This window comes from Aquiflexum sp. (assembly GCF_041751335.1).
Taxonomy (GTDB): Bacteria; Bacteroidota; Bacteroidia; order Cytophagales; family Cyclobacteriaceae; genus Aquiflexum.
This window is the reverse complement of sequence record NZ_JBGSXS010000187.1, coordinates 1-22,237: the sequence shown is the minus strand read 5'-3', so window position 1 is coordinate 22,237 and position 22,237 is coordinate 1. Positions and strand designations below refer to the sequence as shown.

Sequence of the window (22,237 nt, the reverse complement as noted above, 5' to 3'; positions counted from 1 at the left end):
CGGAAAAATTTGGATAAAACCAATCTATTGATAATCAGTAAAATAAATTTCCCTGCAAAGAGGATTAAAAATGGATAAAACCAAAAAAGCGGTAATGACCGCTATTTTGGTTTTATCCCCATTAAAATTTTAAATTGATGCCAAAATTTTATTAAACGTTTCGCTTGGGCGCATTGCCTTGGATACTTTTTCAATATCTAATTTATAATAACCTCCTATATCCATTTTCACTCCCTGTACTTGGTTAAGTTCTTCAACTATTTTGGCCTCATTCTCGACTAGTGCTTTGGATATGGATACAAATGTCTTTTGAAGGTCTGCATCTTTTTGCTGTAAAGCCAAAGCCTCGGCCCAATAGGAAGCTAAGTAATAATGACTTCCTCTATTGTCCAATTCTTTGGCTTTCCTTGATGGTGATTTGTCGTTTTCCAAAAACTTGCCAGTTGCTTGATCAAGGGTTTCTGCCAGAACCATTGCTCTTTTATTGGAAAATGTATCCCCTAAATGTTCCAAGGATACCGCCAAAGCCAGAAATTCACCCAAAGAATCCCATCTAAGGTGATTCTCTTCCAAGAACTGTTCCACATGCTTGGGAGCCGAACCACCGGCACCGGTTTCAAATAAGCCTCCACCATTCATCAAAGGCACAATTGAAAGCATTTTAGCACTGGTCCCTAATTCTAAAATCGGAAACAAGTCTGTCAGATAATCTCTCAAAACATTTCCGGTTACAGAAATCGTATCCTTTCCATCTTTAATCCTTTCCAAAGAGAATCTTGTTGCATCTACAGGGGACATGACATGCATTTCCAAACCAGAAGTATCATTGTCAGGAAGGTACTTTTCAACCTTCTTAATCAATTCCCTGTCATGAGATCGATTCTTATCCAACCAAAATACGGCCGGTACTCCTGTGGCGCGAGCCCTAGTCACAGCAAGTTTTACCCAATCTTGTACTGGAGCATCTTTAGTCTGGCACATCCTCCAGATATCTCCTTTTTTCACGGAGTGTTCAATCCAAACCTCTCCAGATTCAGAAACAACCTGCACAATTCCATCTGATTCTATCTCAAAGGTCTTATCATGTGAACCATATTCCTCAGCTTTTTGAGCCATCAATCCAACATTAGGCACACTGCCCATTGTTCTGGGATCAAAGGCTCCGTGTTTTTTACAAAAATCTATTGTTTCTTGGTAGATTCCTGCATAAGCCCTGTCAGGTATTACTGCTTTTGTATCCTGGAGCTTTCCCTCTTTGTTCCACATCTGCCCGGATTCCCTGATCGTGGCGGGCATTGAGGCATCGATGATAACATCACTAGGGACATGTAGGTTGGTTATTCCTTTACCAGAATTGACCATGGCAATATCAGCTCTTCCAGCAAAACAAGCATTGATATCAGATGCTATGACAGCCTTTTTTTCTTTTGGTAAGGCTTCCATTTTTGAAATAAGATCACCAAAACCATTGTTCACATCTACTCCCAACTCACTGAAGGTAGATTCATATTTTTCAAAAACAGGGGCAAAAAAAACTTTAACGGCATGACCAAAAATAATAGGGTCTGACACTTTCATCATAGTTGCTTTCATGTGCAAGGAAAAAAGCACTCCAGATTTTTTGGCGTCCTCAATTTGTTCTTTTATGAATTCCTTAAATTCACCTACACTAAAAACCGCTGCATCGATTACTTCTTTATCCTTTAATCCCAATTTTGATTTCAGTGTCTTTTTAGATCCCTCTGCTCCCGTATGGACGATATCAATGGCAGTTGCCTTTTCAACGGTAACTGATTTTTCACTTCCATAAAAGTCCCCTTGCTTCATACTTGAAACATGTGTTTTAGAATCAGAAGACCACTTACCCATACTGTGTGGATTATTTTTTGCATAATTTTTTACAGCCAATGGTGCCCTTCTATCCGAATTCCCCTCTCTTAAAACCGGATTTACCGCGCTTCCCTTTACCTTATCATATCTGGCTTGAATGGATTTCTCTTCTTCATTTTTCGGATCATCAGGATAATCAGGCAAGGCATATCCGTTAACCTGAAGTTCTTTTATAGCACCTTTCAACTGTGGAATTGATGCAGAAATATTGGGTAATTTAACAATATTGGCCTCAGGAGTTTTGGCGATTTCGCCCAATTCAGACAAATCATCATTGATTCTTTGCTCTGTCCTTAGGTATTCAGGGAACAGGGCAATTATTCTCGCTGAAAGTGAAATATTTCTGGTTTCTACTGCAATTCCAGCAGAATCAGTAAAAGCTTTTACAATCGGTAACAATGAATAAGTGGCCAAAGCAGGAGCCTCATCAGTCAGTGTATATAGAATTTTTGCTGTTTTAGTGGTCATTTTCTGTGATTTCAGATAGGTTTAACAAATTCTCTTTTTTAAAAAGTCATTTGAAACGATTTTTGATACTTAAAAAAAATTTAATTTTCTCTAAGGTCAGGCTGTTTCAAAATTCTGGGCTAAAATAATCAAAATATCCCAGTTTAAAAGTTGGATTTTGTTGATTGGTATATTTCAAAAGTCTGATTGATTTCTTTAAAAAGACCAAAGATGAACGTCTAAATAAGAAAATAACGGCTTTAATACATCATTTCAAATCAAACTGATCGCTATCCATCCATGCAGGAAATTTTCTTCTAAAGTCCTTTAGGTTCTGCAAATCCAGTTCGACAAAAAGCACCTCCTCTTGTCTTTCCGAAAATGTGAGTTTCTCCCCTTTATAATTGTATGCAGCAGAATGTCCACAATAGGGAACTTCATTCCCGTCCGTTCCGATTCTATTGACTCCGATAGAATAGCTGAGATTTTCAACTGCCCTCGCCTGTAACAAATTGTCCCACGCACCAATTCTTGGGCTAGGCCAATTTGCCACATAAAAAATTAGGTCATACTCCATTTCGTTTTCTTTTATTCTGTTTCTTGACCATACCGGAAATCTCAGGTCATAGCAAATTTGTGGCATTATTTTCCAACCTTTCCATTCAAAAATCTTTCTAGCCTTTCCCATATCATAATGAGCATCCTCATTTGCCATTCTAAAAAGATGCCTTTTATCATAAGTATCAATCTTTCCATCAGGGGTCACCCAAAGTAACCTATTATAATAATTGTCTTTGTCATTGATAATCACACTTCCTGTCACCACAGCTTTGGTTTGAGCAGCCATTTGTTTCATCCACTTTGTGGTGTCCAAGTTCATAGGTTCTGAGACTTCCTTAGCATCCATGGTAAATCCTGTTGAAAACATCTCCGGAAGAATGATAAGATCTACAACCTGTTCTAGATTCATGATTTTTTCTTCCAACATGGCCATATTGGCAGTCTTATTTTTCCAAAAAAGATCAGTTTGAATCAATGCAATTTTAAGTTGGTCTATAATATTTTGATTCATCTTGGTATTTCTTGTTTTAGTTAATTTCAAAAAAAGGCAACTAATTAAAATCAAGTATCAACGTACTGGATAGATCATTCGGTAGTCCGTGGATACCTTCCCTTTACTGATATCAATCAATTTGCTTTGTACCATTCTTTTTTTCAGACCTTTGAGATAATCAATAAATAATATCCCTTCAAGGTGGTCATATTCATGTTGGATTACCCTAGCAGTCAATCCCGAAAACTCCTCTTCTTTCAGATTCCAGTTTTCATCAAAATACTCGATGGTAAGTTTTTCGGGTCTGAAAACATCAGCCCTGATTTCAGGAATACTGAGACAACCCTCCTCAAATCCGAAGACATCACCATATTCGTCCAAAATAATCGGATTGATAAATGCTTTACGAATGCCTTTATCTTCATCCTCCTCATCGAGCATCAAACTGCTGTCAATCACAAAAAGACGGATTCCTTTATTGATCTGAGGAGCTGCCAATCCCACACCATTGGCATGATCCATGGTACTGAACATATCCTGAATCAGTTCTGAAAGATCTTCACCTTCTTTTATTTCTTCAGCTTCTTTTTTTAAAATCGGATTTCCGTAAGCGACTATTGGGTAAATCATATTTGTTCCAAGTAGGATTGTAAGATTATTGCAGCACTGACCTTGTCAAGATTACCTGCTTTCTCTTTTCTATCTTTTTTTTTGCTTCCCATGGCAATCATACTTTGCATGGCCATTTTGGAAGTATATCTTTCGTCAATTAAGACAAGCTTTTTGTCAGGGTAGATTTTCTTTAGTCTGTTCTGAAGGCTTAATACCCTTGGCGTCATTTCATTGGGAGTACCGTCTAGTTTTTTGGGGTAACCCAAAACAATGGTATCCACCGCTTCCCTTGCGAAATATGCATTGAGAAAATCTACAAGTTTCGAAGTTTCTACTGTTTCAAGAGGATTTGCCAACATTTTCAGCGTATCTGTAACTGCAATACCTGTTCTTTTTGTTCCCAAATCAATTGCCAAAATTCTACTCATCAGTTATTGCGTATTTTTTTCCTTACTTTCCTGAGAACTTCTTTTTCCAGTTCCACAGCTTTTGGGAAAAGTAAGCGGTCTTCAATTTGGGCATGGATGATCAGTTCTTTTTCAAAAACCTGGAGTTCATGATAAAGTACTTTCATCGAAATTGAAGCGTCCGAAGGAAGAAAATAATCATTTGTTAATTTTCTGATACCTACCATTTCATCGTCATGGGTATCATGGGCTTCAGCAAGCAAGGCCACAGGACTTCCTTTCAAAATTTGTAATGCATCAGGTATCCTATATTCATCTTCCTCTATTTCATGAAGTAATTTGATCCGCTGAAAAAGTTTGCTTTCTTCTTCATGGATGTGATGTATAAAATCATCCACAAATAGGGGAAACATGATCCTTAAATCCGCAAGAATATTGAGATAGTCTGGTTTTTCCACCTGAATTCCAGAAACCATATTGGATAAAAAAGGTAACTCCTGTCTCAAAAAGTAATTATGCTTTCTCTTGAGATAAGCCACTAAGACTTCTATGGGGTGAATAAAAAGCTCCTCTGAAGTAGGTTCTTTTCTTTTTGCCCAATTTTCTAGTTCATCAATAAGTTGTTGGGGATTTATTTTAAATTTTTTACAGACTTCAAGAAGTGAATTCTGTTCGTATTGAAAAAAGCTTATTCCAAAATAATGTAAGACAGACGCAAAGACATAATTCTCAGACACAAGGTCTTTAATTGAGGTTTTATGAATATCTTTGGAATTCAACATGGAAACAAAATTAATTTATTTTAACTAAATAAGGGACATAAGATTCATCAAAATTGAATTTCTTGCGTTTATTAAAAACGAAATGGTTTAAATTACTGTTTAATCGTAAGTTGGGTTTATTTTAAACAACCCAAAAAAAAATACCACTTACTAACCGAAGGAAATTGTGAGCGAAATCAAGAATACCAAACAGCAAATCAGATTACCCATTATTCTGGCCCTTGCCATTTCGGCGGGCATTTGGATAGGAGCAACATTCGCTGAACCAAAAACAGACAGAAACGACCTGAAAGCTGCTATATACAAGCTTCAGGAAATCATCACCTACATCAACCGGGACTATGTTGACAGTGTTAATACAAATGAATTGGTAGAGTTCGGGATTCAAAAAATGCTGGAAAAACTTGATCCCCATTCCAGTTATATTCCTGCAAGGGATGCTTCCCTGGCCAAATCTGATCTGGATGGTGCATTTGATGGTATAGGTGTTGAATTCGGAATCATTAGGGATACCATTTATGTTGTGGCCCCTTTAACAGGTGGCCCATCAGAAAAACTTGGGATTCAATCTGGGGATCAAATTATAAATGTTGACGGAAAAACCGTGGCTGGAACAGGGATTACAAACCGAGATGTGTTTGATTTGCTTAGAGGACCAAGGGGGAGTAAAGTGGTAGTTGATATCAAAAGAAAAAACCAAAACGAACTGATTCCTTATGACATAATCAGGGACAAAATTCCTCAGTATAGCATCAATGCCACTTATATGGTCAATGAGGAAATCGGATACATCAAAGTAACAAGATTTGCCGCTACTACCCATGAGGAATTCAAAAAGTCCGTCCAAGAATTGAAGGACCAAGGGATGAAAAAATTGATTTTAGATCTACAGGGAAATCCTGGCGGATACATGGGCGCTGCTATTAATATTGCTGATGAAATTTTGGATGAAAATGCACTTATAGTTTCCCAAGAAGGTAAGCTGAGCAGATATAATCAAAAAGCTTATGCCATCAAGCCCGGCTTATTTGAAGATGGATCTGTAATTGTTTTAATCAATGAAGGAAGTGCCTCAGCCTCAGAAATTGTTGCAGGCGCGATTCAGGATAATGATCGTGGACTTATAGTAGGTAGAAGATCTTTTGGAAAAGGGCTTGTCCAAATGCCGATTGATTTATCAGATGGGGCTGAACTTAGATTGACTATTGCGAGGTATTACACTCCATCTGGAAGATCCATTCAAAAGCCTTATGGCAATGACAACGACTATGGAAGTGATTGGATGAACAGGTTTGAGCATGGTGAGTTTTTTACTGCTGACAGCATCAAGTTCAATGACAGCTTAAGATTTGAAACTAGAGGTGGTAGATCAGTTTTTGGAGGAGGAGGGATAATGCCGGATTTCTTTGCTCCATTGGATACCACAATGTCAAGTGCATACATCAACAGGTTATTTAATTCGGATTCTTCCAGGGAATTCATCTTGGATTACCTTGAAAAAAATAAGAAGAAATTTGACGGAATGAGTTTTGAAGATTATTATAGCAATTATCAGGTTTCTGAAGAAATGCTTCAATCATTGATAAAAGTAGGTGAACGAAATAAAGTCAAGTTTGATGAAAAGGATTTTAAAAAATCGAAAAATTACCTCAAAATACTTCTCAAGGCTCATATGGGAAGAAATATATTTGATGACAATGCTTTCTACAAAGTAATCAATGAAGCTATCAACGAGGCATATCAACAAGCACTTACCTTGTTTGACGAGGCTGAAAACCTTGCTTTGGCACCAAAACCTAAAGAGTAAAAATAATCGCAGTTAATTGTTATTATCGTTTTCTGTTATCAATCTTAACTAATTCAGAGTCCGATATTTGGAAATTAGATATTAAGATATTGAATTCTAATCCAACCATAAGAGAAGGCTATTTCGATTAATAGCCAAAAAAAAACATTATGGGATTATTAAATAAGCCTTTCAAGTTGGGAAGGCTTATTTTTTTTACTATTCTTCCTAGATTGAAAAAGAAACCTAAAAGGAACGATTTAAAAATCAAATCAATTATATTACAATTTGATTATCCGAAATGCTGCTAGGAGTTCGTTTGAATATCTCAATTAAGCAATTAATATTTCAAAGTTTGCTTCTTCCAACTTCGATCTTCCAAACATTGTCCCAAGAAGTAGTCTACAGTCAGGAAAATGGACAATCTCATATTTCAAATACAATAACCCAAAAAATAAATGAAAAATACGCGCACTTTCTTGATCCTATTCTCGTGTTTTTTAATGACAAACCATAATAGTATGGCCCAGGCAAAAATCACACACATCGCAGTTTATGTAGAAGACTTGCAAAGAAGTACTGATTTTTATACGGGTGTTTTCAATTTCCCGGAATTAGACGAACCATTTAAGGATGGTTTACATGCTTGGCTGGACATAGGTAATAATTTGTCCATGCATATCATTGAAGCTCCGTGGGAACCTATTACTATCAATAAAATCAATCATATCTGTTTTAGCATACCGGACATGGATGGTTTCATTGCCAATTTAAATAAGATGGGGATTGAATATGAAGATTGGCCAGGAAAGAAAAATACCATCAACATCCGACCTGACGGCATCAAACAGATTTATGTAAGGGATCCGGATGGGTATTGGTTGGAGATTAATGATGAATATTGAATTGGATGATTCTATCACAACCATCCAGAATAGCTATCAAAAAACAATTGGATTATCAATACAAAAATACAACTGATAACAACCTATTCTTTAACATTGAATTGCTTCTGACCACTTTACGGGATTCAAAGATAGAAAGGCGTTATTACAATCTAAGCTTAGCCCCAATACCAAACTTCACTCAGGTGGGGATGATATAAAATCAAACCGATAAAAAAGAGGTCCTGACATTGCCAGAACCTCTTTTTTTATAAGAATACTATTTTTTGAAATTGCAATTTCCCTTAAAATGTATATCCCAAAGCAACCTTGAAACCTCTATTGTAGATTTCCGCGTCATTGTTTTTATACACAGGATTAAGTCCCAAATCATAAGAAGCCTGAACGTTAAGCCCTTTTGGAAGTGTGTACCCTACACCCAATAAAACGCCATAATCAGTCTTACTGATAGCCTCAGTATCAAATCCATAGCTTGATCCAAAGAAGTCTCCTTCAAACCTTGAAGAAGTCAAAAAGGACATTTGACCACCTCCAAAGAAATTCAATCCTTCACCGAAATAAACTCTGAAAATCAAAGGTACATCCACATAACCCAATACAGCTCTTGATTTGATCAGGTTGTCATTTTGGGTTCCTTTAATAGAATAATAAACCCCAGGCTCGATAGCCAATGATTCTCCAATAAAGAATGAATTGTACAATCCAAAATGATAACCTATTCTATTGTCATAATCATTGTTTGAAGCATCTGCTCCTCCGAAATTGAAGAAGTTCGCTCCTCCCCGGATACCAAAACCCCCTCTTCCATCAGTGGAACTTTGGGCCATAGCTCCAAAGGAGAATAGACAGAATAAACCGATAATAAATGGTATTTTTTTCATAGTAATTATAGTTGGTTTTAACACTATGCGGCCAATACCATGCCAGAGAAAAAAATTGAACTAAAAAAACAATATAAATTACTTATTCAGAAATAACCTTGTCTACATAACTGGAATTCAATATTGATAAGGCACCCATATATTTTAAATTAAATTTGATTATATCTCCTACTTTATAAGCTTTCGGGTTTGTCCCAAGATTGAGTATCAACATATCAGAACTTGCACCAAGAATTTCAAATTCTCCATCTTCAGGAATCAGGTATTTTGGATCTACATCCAACAGACCAATATCAAGAATTGCCCTATAAGAGGATTTACCATAAAGGTGTTGATCAATCTCAATAATTTCACCTTGGGGATTTGCAGCCAGTGTACCTGATGGCAGCAATGGTTTTTCCTGCATTTCGATGATTTCTGCATTCAGTTCAAAAACATCACCATGCATGCCTTCAATGACCTTTTCTTCAAAAAGATCCACTCCGAAATAAAGCGTTTCCCCTACCCTGAAATGATTGATTCCTTTAGGCAATTGCTTGTGCAGCATCAATGGTATGGTTACAGAAGTACCTGCCGAGACCCACGGTATTTCCTTATTGAATTTGAGTTCAATGATCTGTTTGTACAAAGACAGCTGAATTAATTTGTCTGTAGAAGGCATCACCCCATTGAGGCAATTAAGATTGGTCCCCAATCCTATGATTTCTATATTAGGCAGCTCAAATATCTTTTCATAAAAGTCCAACAAATGGTCGCCCATGACACCTTCTCTGAGGTCACCTGTCTCTACCATAATGATGATTTTATGAATTTTGCCCTGCTTTACAGCTTCTTCTGAAATCCACTCGATGGAAGTCAGTTCACTGTTCAGACTAACGTCGGCATATTTTACCATTTTGGGAATATTCCTTTTGGAAACAGGCTTGATATAGACAGTTTGGATTTCAGGGTTGATTTCCTTGATATTAGCTAGGTTACTTATCCTAGAGTCATGGATTTCCCTTACTCCAAGATTGATGAGTTCCTCTAAAAATTTTCTGTTTCCACATAAAAGTTTAGAAACTACACCCCAAGAAATATCACTTTCATCAAACATCTTTTTAAGGTGTTCGAAGTTTGCTCTGAGTTTGATTCTATTTAAAGTTACGTATGCCATTATTTCTTAAGTCTCATTTCCAGGTATTTATTCGTAAACCCTAGTTTTTCGTATAATTTTCTGGCAGGATTATCCGCCTCTACATGAAGCGCTATATCTCCGTTGGCCATTTCAATAGCTGTTGTCATCAACCTTTTACCTACACCTTTACCTCTTTGAGAAGCATCTACAGCGATATATACCAATATATTTTCTGGAATATAACCGGACATACCTGTTTTATTAATGACCACAGCCCCTACTATATTCCCTTTTTCACGCGCCAAAACTGCAAACCCACCTTTATCCACAGCTTGATCCAAGGCATAATCAAGACATTTCATGATATCATTGATTGGATCACCATATTGTTCCAATTGGACAAACAAAAAATCTGCTATCTCCTTTTTCTGTAAAAAGGTAGCTTGGTCTGCGGTGGATATTATTTCTATTTTAAGCATATTCATTAATTTTATTTTGAATTTTAGATTCAATTATCCTATTAACAAGCAAAAACACTGCTAAAGAGGCAAAAACACCAAAAAAATTCGGATCAAGGCCAAAAGGTAAGTCTATAGGTAATAAACCTAGAATCACTGTGACAGCCCCTCCTGTAATCATGGCAGATAGGGCTGCTTCAGGGTTTCTTTTTCTTGTAAACAATCCAAATAGGATCGGAACCAAAAGCCCTGAAACCATAAATGCATAACTGTACAGCATCAAATCCAAAACATTGGTCATTTGCATGGCAACAATCAGTGCTGTGATCCCTAATATCAGTGTGAACAATTGCCCATATAAAATCTGCTGTCTTTCTTTTTTCTTATTCAACCATTTCCCAAATATATCTGTGGATAAATTCCCTGAAGCCGCCATCAGACAAGAGTCTGCTGTAGAAAGGACCGCGGAAAAATAAGCTGCCATCATCAAACCCAATATACCCGGAGGAAGAATCGTCCTCAAGAGAATAGGCAATCCCATTTCAGGATCCAAAGTTTCCAAGTCAATGAGCAATAATCCTTGTTCAAAAGCCACTCTTGATAACAGTCCCAAAGAAACTCCCATAAAAGCCATAATTGGCCATTCGAACAAACCCGCGATAAACCAGGCTTTCTGGGCAGATTTGGTATCTCTGCTGGCATAAATTCTCTGATACAGAGTCATGCCGATAAACCAAATCGGTAAGATCGTAATGCCCCAATTGGCAAAGTCCTGCCATCTGAGGTTTGAGAGGCTGAAAAACTCCTGTGGCAATGTGGCTTGGATTACATCCCAACCGCCTACATGAAAATAAGCAACAGGAAGACCTATAAAGACAAATCCCAACATCAGAATAATCCATTGTACAGTATCTGTATAGATCACCGCCTTCAATCCACCCAATACTGTATAGATCACGGCAATAACTCCCATCATCAATAAGGCTTCGGTCAATCCCAATTCAATAAATGTTCCTGAGGCTAATTTGGCACCTGCCAATAATTGTGAAGAAGTAAATCCAAGGTATCCTATCAGAGAAATCACAGCAGCTGCAATCCCCACTTTCTTGTCAAAAAGATGATTGAATATCTGTGGGAATGTATAAAAATTGGCAAATGCCTTATCTTGTTTTACTCTGGGAATCAAAAATACTGCTGCCAACCATGCACCCAACAATCCTGTAAAAAGCATCCAACTTCCTGAAAGGCCCATTACAAAACCCAAACCACCAAGCCCCACAGAAAACCCGCCGCCAACATCTGTTGCGACTACAGAAAGCCCGATATGCCAAGGACCGATATTTCTACCACCAACATAATAATCATCCTGATTTTTGTTTTGGCGCATAAAATAATACCCTACCCCAAGCATCAGTATCATGTACCCGACAAAAATGCCGAGATCAATAAAATGCATTTAATCTCTTGTTTGTAAAATCTGACAAATTTTCTAAATAATATGAATTTTCAAAGTTAACATTATTTGAATTAGTCTAAAAGAAAGAAAACATCTAAAAATCAACGATATACGAAAATTGAAATTTCAGATTCGTATAGTCACAAAAAAAGCCGGACTAACCGGCTTTAAAATTTAATGGCTATTAATTAACTAAACATTTTGACTACTGACCACTGCAGAGAAATATTCCCTGTTCATTCTGGCAATATTGGAAATACTGATGCCTTTTGGGCACTCAGCCTCACATGCACCTGTGTTTGTACATGCACCGAATCCTTCTGTATCCATTTGGGCAACCATTTTTTCCGCCCTGGTCTTTCTTTCTACCTGACCTTGAGGCAATAGGGCCAATTGGGAAACTTTAGCTGAAGTGAACAGCATGGCCGATGCATTCTTACAAGCAGCTACACAGGCACCACATCCGATACATTGGGCAGCATCCATGGCCAAATCTGCGATGGTTTTTGTGATTGGAATTTCATTGGCGTCAGGAACACCTCCTGTGTTGACGGAAACATAACCACCTGCCTGAATAATCCTGTCAAAAGCAGACCTATCAGTCACCAAATCTTTAACTACCGGAAAGGATTTTGCCCTCCAAGGTTCTATGGTAATGGTTTCACCGTCATTAAATGACCTCATGTGAAGTTGACAGGTGGTAGTCTGAAGTGGGCCATGCGGATTGCCATTGATGTACAACGAACACATCCCACAGATTCCCTCCCTACAATCATGGTCAAAATGAACGGGATCTTCTCCCTTATCGGTCAATTGTTCATTCAACACATCCAACATCTCCAAAAACGACATGTCTTTGGAAATATCCGTTACTTTATATTCTTTAAAACCTCCTTTGTCGGAGTGATTTTTCTGTCTCCAGATTTTCAATGTAAGATTCATTGCTCTGATGATTTTAATTTTCTAATTACTTATAACTTCTTTGGGTCAACTTCACATTTTCAAACACAAGAGGATCTTTGTGGAGCACTTCCTCTTTTCCTTCTCCCAAATATTCCCATGCAGCGACATAGGCAAAATTTTCATCATCCCTAAGGGCTTCACCTTCAGGAGTCTGATATTCTTCTCTAAAATGTCCTCCGCAGGATTCATCTCTGTTGAGCGCATCATCCACCATCAATTCTCCAAGCTCTATGAAATCTGCTACTCTATGGGCTTTTTCCAGAGATTGATTCAATTCTTCATTATAACCAAGAACATTTACATTAGACCAAAATTCTACCTTCAATTCTTTGATCATTGCCTTAGCCTTGGTAAGTCCTTCTGCATTTCTGGCCATTCCACAGTAATCCCACATGATCTTTCCTAATCTCTTATGGAAATGGTCTACAGTTTTATTGCCTCGGATACTGAGAAGCTTTTGAATTCTATCCTTAACATCTTTTTCGGCTGTTTTAAATGCCTGATCATTCTCATCCAATTTAGCCGCAGCCGATTGGGCAAGATAATCTCCAACAGTGTAAGGAATTACAAAATATCCGTCTGCAAGTCCTTGCATCAGCGCGGATGCTCCCAATCTATTGGCTCCATGATCGGAGAAATTAGCTTCTCCCAAGGCATATAATCCTGGAATATTGGTCATCAAATTGTAATCTACCCAAAGTCCACCCATGGTGTAATGTACAGCTGGATAAATCATCATCGGCCCTTCATATGGATTATCTCCTGTAATCTGCATATACATGTCGAAAAGGTTACCATATTTGGCCTCTATTGTACTCTTTCCATCTCGGTTGATAGCATCCCTAAAGTCCAAGAAAACAGCTTCGCCAGTTTCATTGACTCCCTTACCTTCATCACACATATATTTGGCATTCCTTGATGCCACATCACGGGGAACCAAATTTCCAAAAGATGGATATTTCCTTTCTAAGAAATAATCCCTATCTGCTTCTTTTATATCATTAGCTTTAATCTGACCTTTTCTCAACTTTTCAGCCATTTCCACTGTGGCAGGAACCCATACCCTTCCATCATTCCTAAGGGATTCTGACATCAAAGTCAATTTTGACTGATGATCTCCTGAGACCGGAATACAGGTTGGGTGGATTTGGGTGTAACATGGATTGGCCATCAAGGCTCCTTTTTTATGCGCTCTCCAAGCTGCTGTTACGTTTGACCCCATGGCATTGGTAGAAAGAAAAAATACATTCCCATATCCCCCTGTGCAAAGTAATACTGCGTGAGCTGCATGCGATTCAATTGCTCCTGTGATTAAATTCCTGGTAACAATTCCCTTGGCTTTTCCATCAATTGTCACCAAATCCATCATTTCCGTTCTTGGATATAATTTCACTTTACCGTTGGCAACTTGTCTGCTTAATGCAGAGTACGCTCCTAAAAGTAACTGTTGTCCTGTTTGCCCTTTTGCATAAAAGGTTCTTGAAACCTGTGCACCACCAAAAGAACGGTTGGCTAACAAACCTCCATATTCTCTTGCAAATGGTACGCCTTGAGCCACACATTGGTCAATTATATTTACTGAAACCTGAGCCAATCTGTAAACATTTGCTTCCCTTGCCCTGTAATCTCCTCCTTTGATGGTATCATAGAACAACCGATAGACTGAATCCCCATCATTCTGATAGTTTTTGGCAGCGTTAATTCCACCTTGCGCAGCTATTGAATGGGCTCTTCTTGGACTATCCTGAAAACAAAATGCCTTGACATTGTAACCAAGTTCCGCTAAAGATGCAGCAGCTGAGGCTCCAGCCAGTCCAGTTCCGACCACTATTACATCATACTTTCTCTTATTGGCCGGGTTAACCAATTTGACGTTAAATTTATGTTTGGTCCACTTTTCTACTAAGGGACCTTCGGGTATTTTAGAATCTAGTATCATCTAAATAAGATTTTATTTTTCTACATTCAATTAAATCCGCTGAATCAAAGTGTTTTGATATACATGACCAGAGGAATCAGTGCAAAGAGTGCTGGAACTATAATTGAAAAGCCAAAACCGACTTTTTGAATTAATGGAGAATATTTTGTGTGACTTAGGCCAAGCGTTTGAAATGCACTGGCAAATCCATGCGAGAGATGAAATCCCAAGAAACCCATACTAATCACGTAAAAGGCAACATAGAATATATTCGAGTATGCCTCAGAAACAATAACGAAAACATTTTTATAAGTAATACCTTCATAAACTGCCGTCGGTAATTCCCCAAACTTGAACTCATACCAAAATCCCCTTAAATGAACAAGAATAAATATCAATAGGATGGTTCCCAATATTCCCATATTTCTAGATGACCATGAACTGTTCCTTTCAGGTCTGCTCATTGAATAACCTATGGGTCTTGATTTTTTGTTCTGTCTTGTAAGAATTATTGAATAGATAACGTGGAGTAAAATAAAGGCAAAGTTGCCATAAGAAACGACCTTTATCAAAGGGTTATTGGCCATACTATGCGCATAAATATTAAATGATTCACCTTTGTCAGAAATAAGTAACTGTAAATTCCCAGCCAAATGCACGACTAAGAATAAAATCAGAAACAATCCTGTCAGGGCCATCAATAATTTTTTGCCCAAAGTGCTCTTTAAGGTTTTTGATACCCAACTCATATTACATTTTCTTAAGTGTTCGATTGATATTTGGTTTTTAAACTATGGTGCCAAATTTACATGTGGAAAGTTTAGCAAACAATCCAAAGACAATCGATTGAACTTATTTTAAAGCATTCTAAATAGAATGATTTTGAAACTCAATATTTATAAATTTTTTACGTTGATTTAACCAAGTGTTTAATTTTATTGTTTGATTAATATGAATAATTATATCCTGTTTTGGTTAATTTCGTGTATCTTGAAAGGCAAATTTAAATTCTCCATGAAACTCAGCATTTTACTTTTACTCACCTGCGGTTTTTTGTTCCTGTCTTTGACAAATTCTTTTGCAACACACATCCGTGCGGGTGAAATAACTGCCGAAAGAGTTAATCCACAAACTTTAACTTATAGAATTACTTTCGTTGGTTACACCGATACCCGATCCAGTGTGATTATTGGGCCGGGAGACATCAATTTCGGAGATGGTAGAGAGGCTAAATTGAATTTGGAAGCTGATTTCGAAATTAAAGAAGCGTTAGGAAATCAGATTGAAAAAACCACTTTTGTAATTACCCATACCTATCAGGGGCCCGGAGAATATATTATCCGGTTCAGGGAATTCAACAGGAATGACCTGACACTTAATATGGACAATTCGGTGGATACACCGTTTTATGTTGAAACCAAGATTATCATAGATCCATTCATCGGTATCAACAATTCCCCGGTACTTACCATACCACCTGTTGATAATGGTGCTGTAAACAAGCGGTATATTCATAATCCTGGAGCCTATGATCCTGATGGAGACAGTCTGGCCTATGAAATGGATATACCAAAACAACAATTTCAAAGGCCCGTCAACAATTACCGACTTCCTTCTACCTCAGAATTTAGCTTTAATAGAGAAGATGGTGGTACCCCTCCTTTTCTTTCTCTTGATCCTTTGACGGGTGATTTGATATGGGATGCCCCAGGGTTGGCAGGACAGTATAATGTTGCCTTTCGAATTAAAGAATTTCGAAAAATTGATGGCATATGGCGACAAATAGGATATGTGGTCCGAGATATGCAGATCATTATCGAAAATTCCAATAACCAACGCCCTGAATTGATACTGCCACCAGATCTATGCGTAGTGGCTGGTACTAAAATAGAAGAAATTATTCAGGGATCGGATCCTGATGGGGATCCTGTAAAAATTGAGGTCTTTGGAGAGCCCATGTCAATCAATAGCTCTAAGGCAACTTATGATTCTTTGAGAGGATTCCAACCCAGTCCAGGAACAGTCAACTTCGAATGGCAAACGGTCTGTAGCCATGTCAGGGAAAGGGAATATGAGGTCAGGGTAAGGATTACTGATCAACCTCGATCAGGCCCTGCATTAGTTGATATCAAAACATGGAATATTAAGGTAATTGGTCCCCCGCCTGTTTTGGAGGATGTAGAACAACAGCAAGGTAGGTCAGTCAATGTCCAATGGCAGCAATATTCTTGCTCAAATTCAGCGGAAACCATGCAAGTATGGAGAAGGATGAATTCTGATCCCTATGAACCAGATTCCTGTGAAACAGGAATTAGAGCTGGATATGAACTGGTAGGTACCACCAATATGTCCACCTTCAATTTTCTGGACAATAATCAAGGGCAAGGTTTGGCGCCTGGAAATACCTATTGTTATAGATTAGTATCTGCTTTCCCCCCGCCAAGATTAGGGCAAAGTATAGTCTCTGAAGAGATTTGTATCACAATCGATGTAGATGTACCGCTGATCACCAATGTCAGCATTGAAGAAACCGACAGCGAAAATGGAGAGATTTTTATCAAATGGACCCCACCATATGACATTGACAGGGTTCAATTTCCCGGTCCATTTACTTACGAACTGTTAAGAAGTACGGGGTTAACGGGTAACCAAAATAGGGTTTCTGTTTTTAGTACCGCAGATACAACGTTTACAGACACAGGATTGAATACGGAAAACCTTGTTTACAACTACAAAGTCATCCTCAAGGAAAACAATACCACCATAGACAGTTCGAGTGCTGCTTCTTCGGTAAGACTTGAACCGATAATAATCAATGAAGCCATAGAACTCAACTGGACATTCAATGTCCCCTGGAACAATGCTGTGTCTCAATTCAGACATGAAGTCTATCGGAACAGAAATGATTCTGATGCCCAGGATGCAGACACTTTCGAACTCATTGCGGAAGTGGATGTGACCACAGCAGGTTTTTCCTATTTTGACGATGGCCGGCATAATGGCATTACCTTGAAGAAAGAAATAGAGTATTGCTATTATGTCATCACCAAGGGTTCCTATAATATCGATTTAATCGAGTATCCGCTTGAAAATAAATCTCAAATCATATGTGCAAGACCTGATGATGACAGACTACCATGCCCGCCAGTCCTGACTTTTGAAGGGCCTGAATGCAGTGAATTTCTTTCTGACAAAGGTTGTAATTTCAATTCCTTTGTTCATGAACTTAGCTGGGAACCTGATTTCACAAATGTCTGTGATGATGAATTAAGTGCTTTCAGGTTATACTATACCCCTGATGGAGAGGATGGCCAATTCAATTTGGTAGGTACTTATTCTACATTTGAAAGAAATGCTATGCTTTCAAATTTACCAACATACCGGGGCTGTTATTACATTACCGCAATAGACCGTTCGGGTAATGAAAGTGATGCAAGCAATATCGTCTGTGTGGACAATTGTCCCAATTATGAATTACCAAACGCATTTACTCCTAATGGAGATGGCGTGAATGAAACATTTATGGCATACGACAACCCTTTTGTTAGATGTCCTAGATTCGTTTTGGGTGTTGAAATATTCATAGTCAACAGGTGGGGAGTGGAGGTATTTAGCTATAACAGTCTTTCATCCAATGAAAATGATATTTATATCCGCTGGAATGGAAATGATAATAATGGCAATCAATTACCTGCTGGGACTTATTTCTATTCAGGAACCGTGAGATTTGATGCACTTGATCCTACTTTACAAGTAAAAACTCTGAAAGGAACAATTCAAGTACTCCGATGAGGGTACAAGACAAATTCATGTTGGTGCTTTTTGATGGTGTATGTAACTTATGTAACACAGCTATAGATTTTATTATATCAAGGGACAAGAAAGAAAGATTCAAAATTGCTGCATTACAAGATGAAGTAACCAAAAAATTACTTGAAGAATTTCAAATCAACAATGACTATTTGGATTCCCTTGTATTCATTCATCGGGATGTTGTATTCTACAAGAGTAGGGCGGCTTTGGAAATTGCACGGAACCTAGGTGGTTTGTGGCCGGTAATGTATATATTTATAATAATACCAAGTTTTATCAGGGATCCTCTTTACGATTGGATAGCCCGCAACAGGTATAAATGGTTTGGCAAAAAAGAAACCTGTCGTCTTCCTACTGATTTAGAGAAAAGAAAATTTCTAAGTTTGGAAGACTTTTGAATCTAAAGAATTCCTATTAACAAAATTTTGTTTGTTAAAACAACTCATTTACTGTATTATTAAAAAACAAAAATATTCGATAATGGATATAACCAACGTATTTGAAAACAATGAAAACTGGATTGCAGCTAAATTAGACAAAGATCCAGAATATTTTAAAAATCTAGCAAAGGGACAAAATCCTGATATTCTCTACATCGGATGTGCCGATAGCCGTGTTAGTGCCGAAGATTTGATGGGAGTTCAGCCAGGTGATGTATTTGTTCACCGTAATATCGCCAATATGGTCATTAGCATTGACCTGAACGCCATGTCAGTATTGACCTATGCTGTAGAATACCTCAATGTTGACCATGTTGTTGTTTGTGGTCATTATTATTGCGGAGGGGTAAAGGCAGCTATGGATGCGGCAGACCTAGGAATCCTAAACCCATGGCTGAGAAATATCAGAGACGTTTACCGTATTCATAAAAATGAGCTAAATGCTATTGAAGAAGAGACCTTAAAATACAAAAGGCTTGTGGAATTGAATGTTCAGGAACAATGTGTCAATTTATTAAAAACAGCAGTAGTTCAAAAAGCTGTTAGAAATAGAGGTATGAAAATCCATGGATGGGTATTTGATGTTGGCTCTGGAAAGCTAATTGATCTGAAAATTGATTTCAAAAAAGCTTTGAAAGAAATCACAGAAATCTATGATCTCGGGGGAATGAATATAGATTCCCTTACCATAGATAATTAAAAATTTAAAATTTGAATTTATTACCATCAAGAGGTCTTCCTTAAGACCTCTTGTTTTTTTGATATCTTTGTACTAAACAAAATCCGAAATGAAGAAAATAGCATATGTTTTTCCCGGTCAGGGAGCTCAATTCCCCGGAATGGGGAAAGATTTGTATGAAACGAATCAGGAAGCAAAGGCATTGTTCGAAAAGGCAAATGAGATTTTAGGTTTCCGGATTTCAGACATTATGTTTGAAGGTTCTGAGGAGGAACTCAAGCAGACTAAAGTAACGCAGCCCGCAATTTTTCTCCATTCCGTTATACTTGCCAAAACTTCTTCTGATTTCAACCCTTCTATGGTTGCAGGACATTCCCTTGGAGAGTTTTCTGCTTTGGTGGCAAATGGTACTCTTGCTTTCGAAGATGGTTTAAAACTCATTTACCAGAGGGCTTTGGCCATGCAGGAGGCCTGTGAAATCAATCCTTCAGGAATGGCAGCAATTTTAGGTTTGGAGGATGAAAAAGTGGAAGAAATCTGTGCATCCATAGAAGGTGAGATAGTAGTCCCTGCTAATTACAATTGCCCAGGGCAACTTGTCATATCAGGTTCAAATAAAGGGATTGAAATAGCCTGCGAAAAAATGAAAGAGGCAGGTGCTAAAAGAGCTTTACCACTACCTGTGGGAGGAGCATTCCATTCACCTTTGATGGAATCTGCACGTGAAAAACTTCAAAAAGCCATAGAATCCACGATATTCAATACACCAAGCTGTCCAGTTTACCAAAACGTAAGTACTACAGGTGTTGAGAATATTCAGCAAATCAAAGCTAATCTCATTGCCCAACTTACAGCCCCTGTAAAATGGACTCAATCTGTTCAAAATATGATTAGTGATGGCGCTGGTATATTTATCGAATGTGGCCCTGGAAAAGTTCTTCAAGGGCTTGTCAAAAAAATTAATAAAGAGGCGGAAGTTGCTAGTATTTAAGGAAAGCCCGGAATTTATTCCGGATTTGGTTTTTCAAAAACAACAACCTCGGAAGTATCTAGGCACAATTCAAGCAATTCCTTCTGGCTTTTTCCAAGCAACGGATGTAAAAAATCGGGTATAATTTCGTTCAAGGGTTCAAGTACAAATCTTCTTTTCTCAATATATGGATGTGGAATAATAAGAGAAGGACTTTTGACGATTTTATTTCCAAAATATAAAATGTCTATATCCATAATACGGTCCCCCCATTTAATGTCTCTTTTCCTTCCCATTTTATCTTCTACACCCAGAATTTTAGTCAGGACGTTTACAGGACTTTCTGTAGTTTCAAAAATCAATACCTGGTTTAAATAATTTCCCTGTGATAGTCCTCCCCATGCAGCTGTCTCATAAATTGATGAAGAAAGCTTGGGAATTCCAAAATGTAAAACCAGCAACTTATTTGTCTCTACTATCAATGTCTTTCTATCTCCAAGATTTCCTCCAATTATCAAAACTACTTTATCCATTTATCTGTTATCGTTGATACCGTTAAACATAAATAAAAAAGAAGTATTTTTGCCAAATAATAAAAAAGATTATGAGATTTCTAGGAAACGTATTAGCCGTTATCGTCGGTTTATTAATATTTTCAGTAATGAGTTTTTTTATCCTTGCAGGCATCATTGCTGTGATTTCATCATCAGAAGATGAAGTGAAAATTAAGGAAAACACAGTTCTTGTTTTAGATCTTGAGGGAAGAGTTTTAGTTGAAAAAACCAGTGAGGATGACCCGGATTTTTCCTCATTCACGCTATTCGGTGGAGTTCCTAATGTAGGATTGGTCAGTTTGAAAAAAGCCATAGAGACAGCAAAAGAAAATGAAAACGTTAAAGGAATATTTCTGAAGGCAGGAACTTTTGTGGCAGGACAAGCTGGAATGAAGGAATTTCGTGATGTCTTATTGGACTTTAAAGAATCGGGTAAATTCATTGTAAGTTATGGTGAGTATTATTCTGAAGGAGGATATTACCTTAGTTCTGTTGCTAATGAAATATATATAAACCCTTCCGGTTTAATGGAATTCAATGGATTTGCCGCAGAAATTATGTTTTACAAAGGTCTGTTTGAAAAATTGGAAATTGAACCACAAATTTTCCGAGTTGGGGATTTTAAGAGTGCTGTAGAGCCATTTATGTTAGAGAAAATGAGCCCTGAAAACAGAATTCAGACTGAATCATTGTTAAACGACCTTAACCAGACCCTTCTCAAGGAGGTTGGTGATTCGCGAGGTATTTCATTGGAGCAGATTTCAGAAATTAGCTCCAAGATGTTGGTCAGAAAGACCAAGGATGCTGTAGATTATAAACTGGTAGATGGACTTTGGTATGAAGATCAGGTAATTAATTTACTCAAAGAAAAGTTGGGCTTGACTGAGGAGGATAAAGTGAATACCACCAATGTTACAAGTTTAAACCAATCAGCGAAAACCAAAAATAGACTATCCAAAAACCGGATTGCAGTTATAGTGGCAGAAGGGGATATTATGAGTGGTGAAATGGACGGAACTATTGGTTCTGACAAATTTAAGGAAGAGATAAAAAAAGCCCGAAAAGACAAGGATATTAAAGCAATTGTCCTTAGGATTAATTCTCC

At 37.7% G+C, this 22,237-nt stretch carries 20 protein-coding genes; 7 read left to right on the top strand and 13 right to left on the bottom strand.

The window, feature by feature from the left end; genetic code table 11:
- Nucleotides 1–129 precede the first annotated feature (129 nt).
- From ACEW8U_RS10435 to ACEW8U_RS10415, 5 genes are all read right to left on the bottom strand, one after another.
- Nucleotides 130–2,358, bottom strand: coding sequence for an NADP-dependent isocitrate dehydrogenase (locus tag ACEW8U_RS10435; protein ID WP_373521982.1), 2,229 nt, complete (start codon nucleotides 2,356–2,358; stop codon nucleotides 130–132).
- 247 nt (nucleotides 2,359–2,605) lie between these two features.
- Nucleotides 2,606–3,409, bottom strand: coding sequence for an amidohydrolase (locus ACEW8U_RS10430; protein ID WP_373521981.1), 804 nt, complete (start codon nucleotides 3,407–3,409; stop codon nucleotides 2,606–2,608).
- A 57-nt stretch (nucleotides 3,410–3,466) separates the two neighbouring features.
- Nucleotides 3,467–4,021, bottom strand: coding sequence for a peptide deformylase (gene def, locus ACEW8U_RS10425; protein WP_373521980.1), 555 nt, complete (start codon nucleotides 4,019–4,021; stop codon nucleotides 3,467–3,469).
- Complete coding sequence (ruvX, locus tag ACEW8U_RS10420; RefSeq protein WP_373521979.1) at nucleotides 4,018–4,431, bottom strand: Holliday junction resolvase RuvX; 414 nt, start codon at nucleotides 4,429–4,431, stop codon at nucleotides 4,018–4,020. The genes def and ruvX overlap by 4 nt, the downstream gene beginning before the upstream one ends.
- A complete protein-coding gene (locus ACEW8U_RS10415) occupies nucleotides 4,431–5,192 on the bottom strand; it encodes a hemerythrin HHE cation-binding protein (protein WP_373521978.1) in 762 nt (253 codons plus the stop codon). The genes ruvX and ACEW8U_RS10415 overlap by 1 nt, the downstream gene beginning before the upstream one ends.
- Before the next feature lie 166 nt (nucleotides 5,193–5,358).
- On the opposite strand from ACEW8U_RS10415, the gene ACEW8U_RS10410 reads away from it, so the two are divergent.
- Both ACEW8U_RS10410 and ACEW8U_RS10405 read left to right on the top strand, forming a co-directional pair.
- Complete coding sequence (locus ACEW8U_RS10410; protein WP_373521977.1) at nucleotides 5,359–6,999, top strand: S41 family peptidase; 1,641 nt, start codon at nucleotides 5,359–5,361, stop codon at nucleotides 6,997–6,999.
- 500 nt (nucleotides 7,000–7,499) lie between these two features.
- The gene (locus ACEW8U_RS10405; RefSeq protein WP_373521976.1) at nucleotides 7,500–7,883 is read left to right on the top strand and encodes a VOC family protein; all 384 of its coding nucleotides are present in this window, start codon (nucleotides 7,500–7,502) and stop codon (nucleotides 7,881–7,883) included.
- Between the two features lie 284 nt (nucleotides 7,884–8,167).
- Here ACEW8U_RS10405 and ACEW8U_RS10400 read toward each other — a convergent pair whose 3' ends face one another.
- From ACEW8U_RS10400 to ACEW8U_RS10370, 7 genes are all read right to left on the bottom strand, one after another.
- A complete protein-coding gene (locus ACEW8U_RS10400) occupies nucleotides 8,168–8,764 on the bottom strand; it encodes a porin family protein (RefSeq protein ID WP_373521975.1) in 597 nt (198 codons plus the stop codon).
- An 82-nt stretch (nucleotides 8,765–8,846) separates the two neighbouring features.
- Nucleotides 8,847–9,920 (bottom strand): alanine racemase, encoded by a 1,074-nt coding sequence (locus ACEW8U_RS10395; protein WP_373521974.1) that lies wholly within the window; start codon nucleotides 9,918–9,920, stop codon nucleotides 8,847–8,849.
- The gene (locus tag ACEW8U_RS10390) at nucleotides 9,920–10,360 is read right to left on the bottom strand and encodes a GNAT family N-acetyltransferase (protein WP_373521973.1); all 441 of its coding nucleotides are present in this window, start codon (nucleotides 10,358–10,360) and stop codon (nucleotides 9,920–9,922) included. The genes ACEW8U_RS10395 and ACEW8U_RS10390 overlap by 1 nt, the downstream gene beginning before the upstream one ends.
- Nucleotides 10,353–11,795, bottom strand: a complete 1,443-nt coding sequence (locus ACEW8U_RS10385) for a sodium:solute symporter (RefSeq protein ID WP_373521972.1) — start codon at nucleotides 11,793–11,795, stop codon at nucleotides 10,353–10,355. The genes ACEW8U_RS10390 and ACEW8U_RS10385 overlap by 8 nt, the downstream gene beginning before the upstream one ends.
- 192 nt (nucleotides 11,796–11,987) lie before the next feature.
- Nucleotides 11,988–12,737, bottom strand: coding sequence for a succinate dehydrogenase/fumarate reductase iron-sulfur subunit (locus tag ACEW8U_RS10380; protein ID WP_373521971.1), 750 nt, complete (start codon nucleotides 12,735–12,737; stop codon nucleotides 11,988–11,990).
- 25 nt (nucleotides 12,738–12,762) lie between these two features.
- The gene (locus tag ACEW8U_RS10375; RefSeq protein WP_373521970.1) at nucleotides 12,763–14,697 is read right to left on the bottom strand and encodes a fumarate reductase/succinate dehydrogenase flavoprotein subunit; all 1,935 of its coding nucleotides are present in this window, start codon (nucleotides 14,695–14,697) and stop codon (nucleotides 12,763–12,765) included.
- 44 nt (nucleotides 14,698–14,741) lie between these two features.
- Nucleotides 14,742–15,425: a succinate dehydrogenase cytochrome b subunit gene (locus tag ACEW8U_RS10370; protein WP_373521969.1), complete on the bottom strand. Its 684-nt coding sequence runs from the start codon at nucleotides 15,423–15,425 to the stop codon at nucleotides 14,742–14,744.
- Between the two features lie 265 nt (nucleotides 15,426–15,690).
- Between ACEW8U_RS10370 and ACEW8U_RS10365 the strand changes: the two genes are divergently transcribed.
- The 4 genes from ACEW8U_RS10365 to fabD all read left to right on the top strand — a co-directional run bounded on the left by ACEW8U_RS10365 (nucleotide 15,691) and on the right by fabD (nucleotide 20,599).
- On the top strand, nucleotides 15,691–18,468 hold the full coding sequence (locus ACEW8U_RS10365) for a gliding motility-associated C-terminal domain-containing protein (RefSeq protein WP_373521968.1): 2,778 nt from the start codon (nucleotides 15,691–15,693) through the stop codon (nucleotides 18,466–18,468).
- Nucleotides 18,465–18,887, top strand: a complete 423-nt coding sequence (locus ACEW8U_RS10360; RefSeq protein ID WP_373521967.1) for a thiol-disulfide oxidoreductase DCC family protein — start codon at nucleotides 18,465–18,467, stop codon at nucleotides 18,885–18,887. The genes ACEW8U_RS10365 and ACEW8U_RS10360 overlap by 4 nt, the downstream gene beginning before the upstream one ends.
- 82 nt (nucleotides 18,888–18,969) lie before the next feature.
- Nucleotides 18,970–19,629, top strand: a complete 660-nt coding sequence (locus ACEW8U_RS10355; protein WP_373521966.1) for a carbonic anhydrase — start codon at nucleotides 18,970–18,972, stop codon at nucleotides 19,627–19,629.
- An 88-nt stretch (nucleotides 19,630–19,717) separates the two neighbouring features.
- Nucleotides 19,718–20,599, top strand: a complete 882-nt coding sequence (gene fabD, locus ACEW8U_RS10350) for an ACP S-malonyltransferase (protein ID WP_373521965.1) — start codon at nucleotides 19,718–19,720, stop codon at nucleotides 20,597–20,599.
- 14 nt (nucleotides 20,600–20,613) lie between these two features.
- Here the strand turns inward: fabD and folK are convergent, their stop codons facing one another.
- On the bottom strand, nucleotides 20,614–21,111 hold the full coding sequence (gene folK, locus ACEW8U_RS10345) for a 2-amino-4-hydroxy-6-hydroxymethyldihydropteridine diphosphokinase (protein ID WP_373521964.1): 498 nt from the start codon (nucleotides 21,109–21,111) through the stop codon (nucleotides 20,614–20,616).
- Between the two features lie 128 nt (nucleotides 21,112–21,239).
- Here folK and ACEW8U_RS10340 point away from each other — a divergent pair.
- The coding region (locus tag ACEW8U_RS10340; protein ID WP_373521963.1) for a S49 family peptidase at nucleotides 21,240–22,237 on the top strand (998 nt) is incomplete at its 3' end.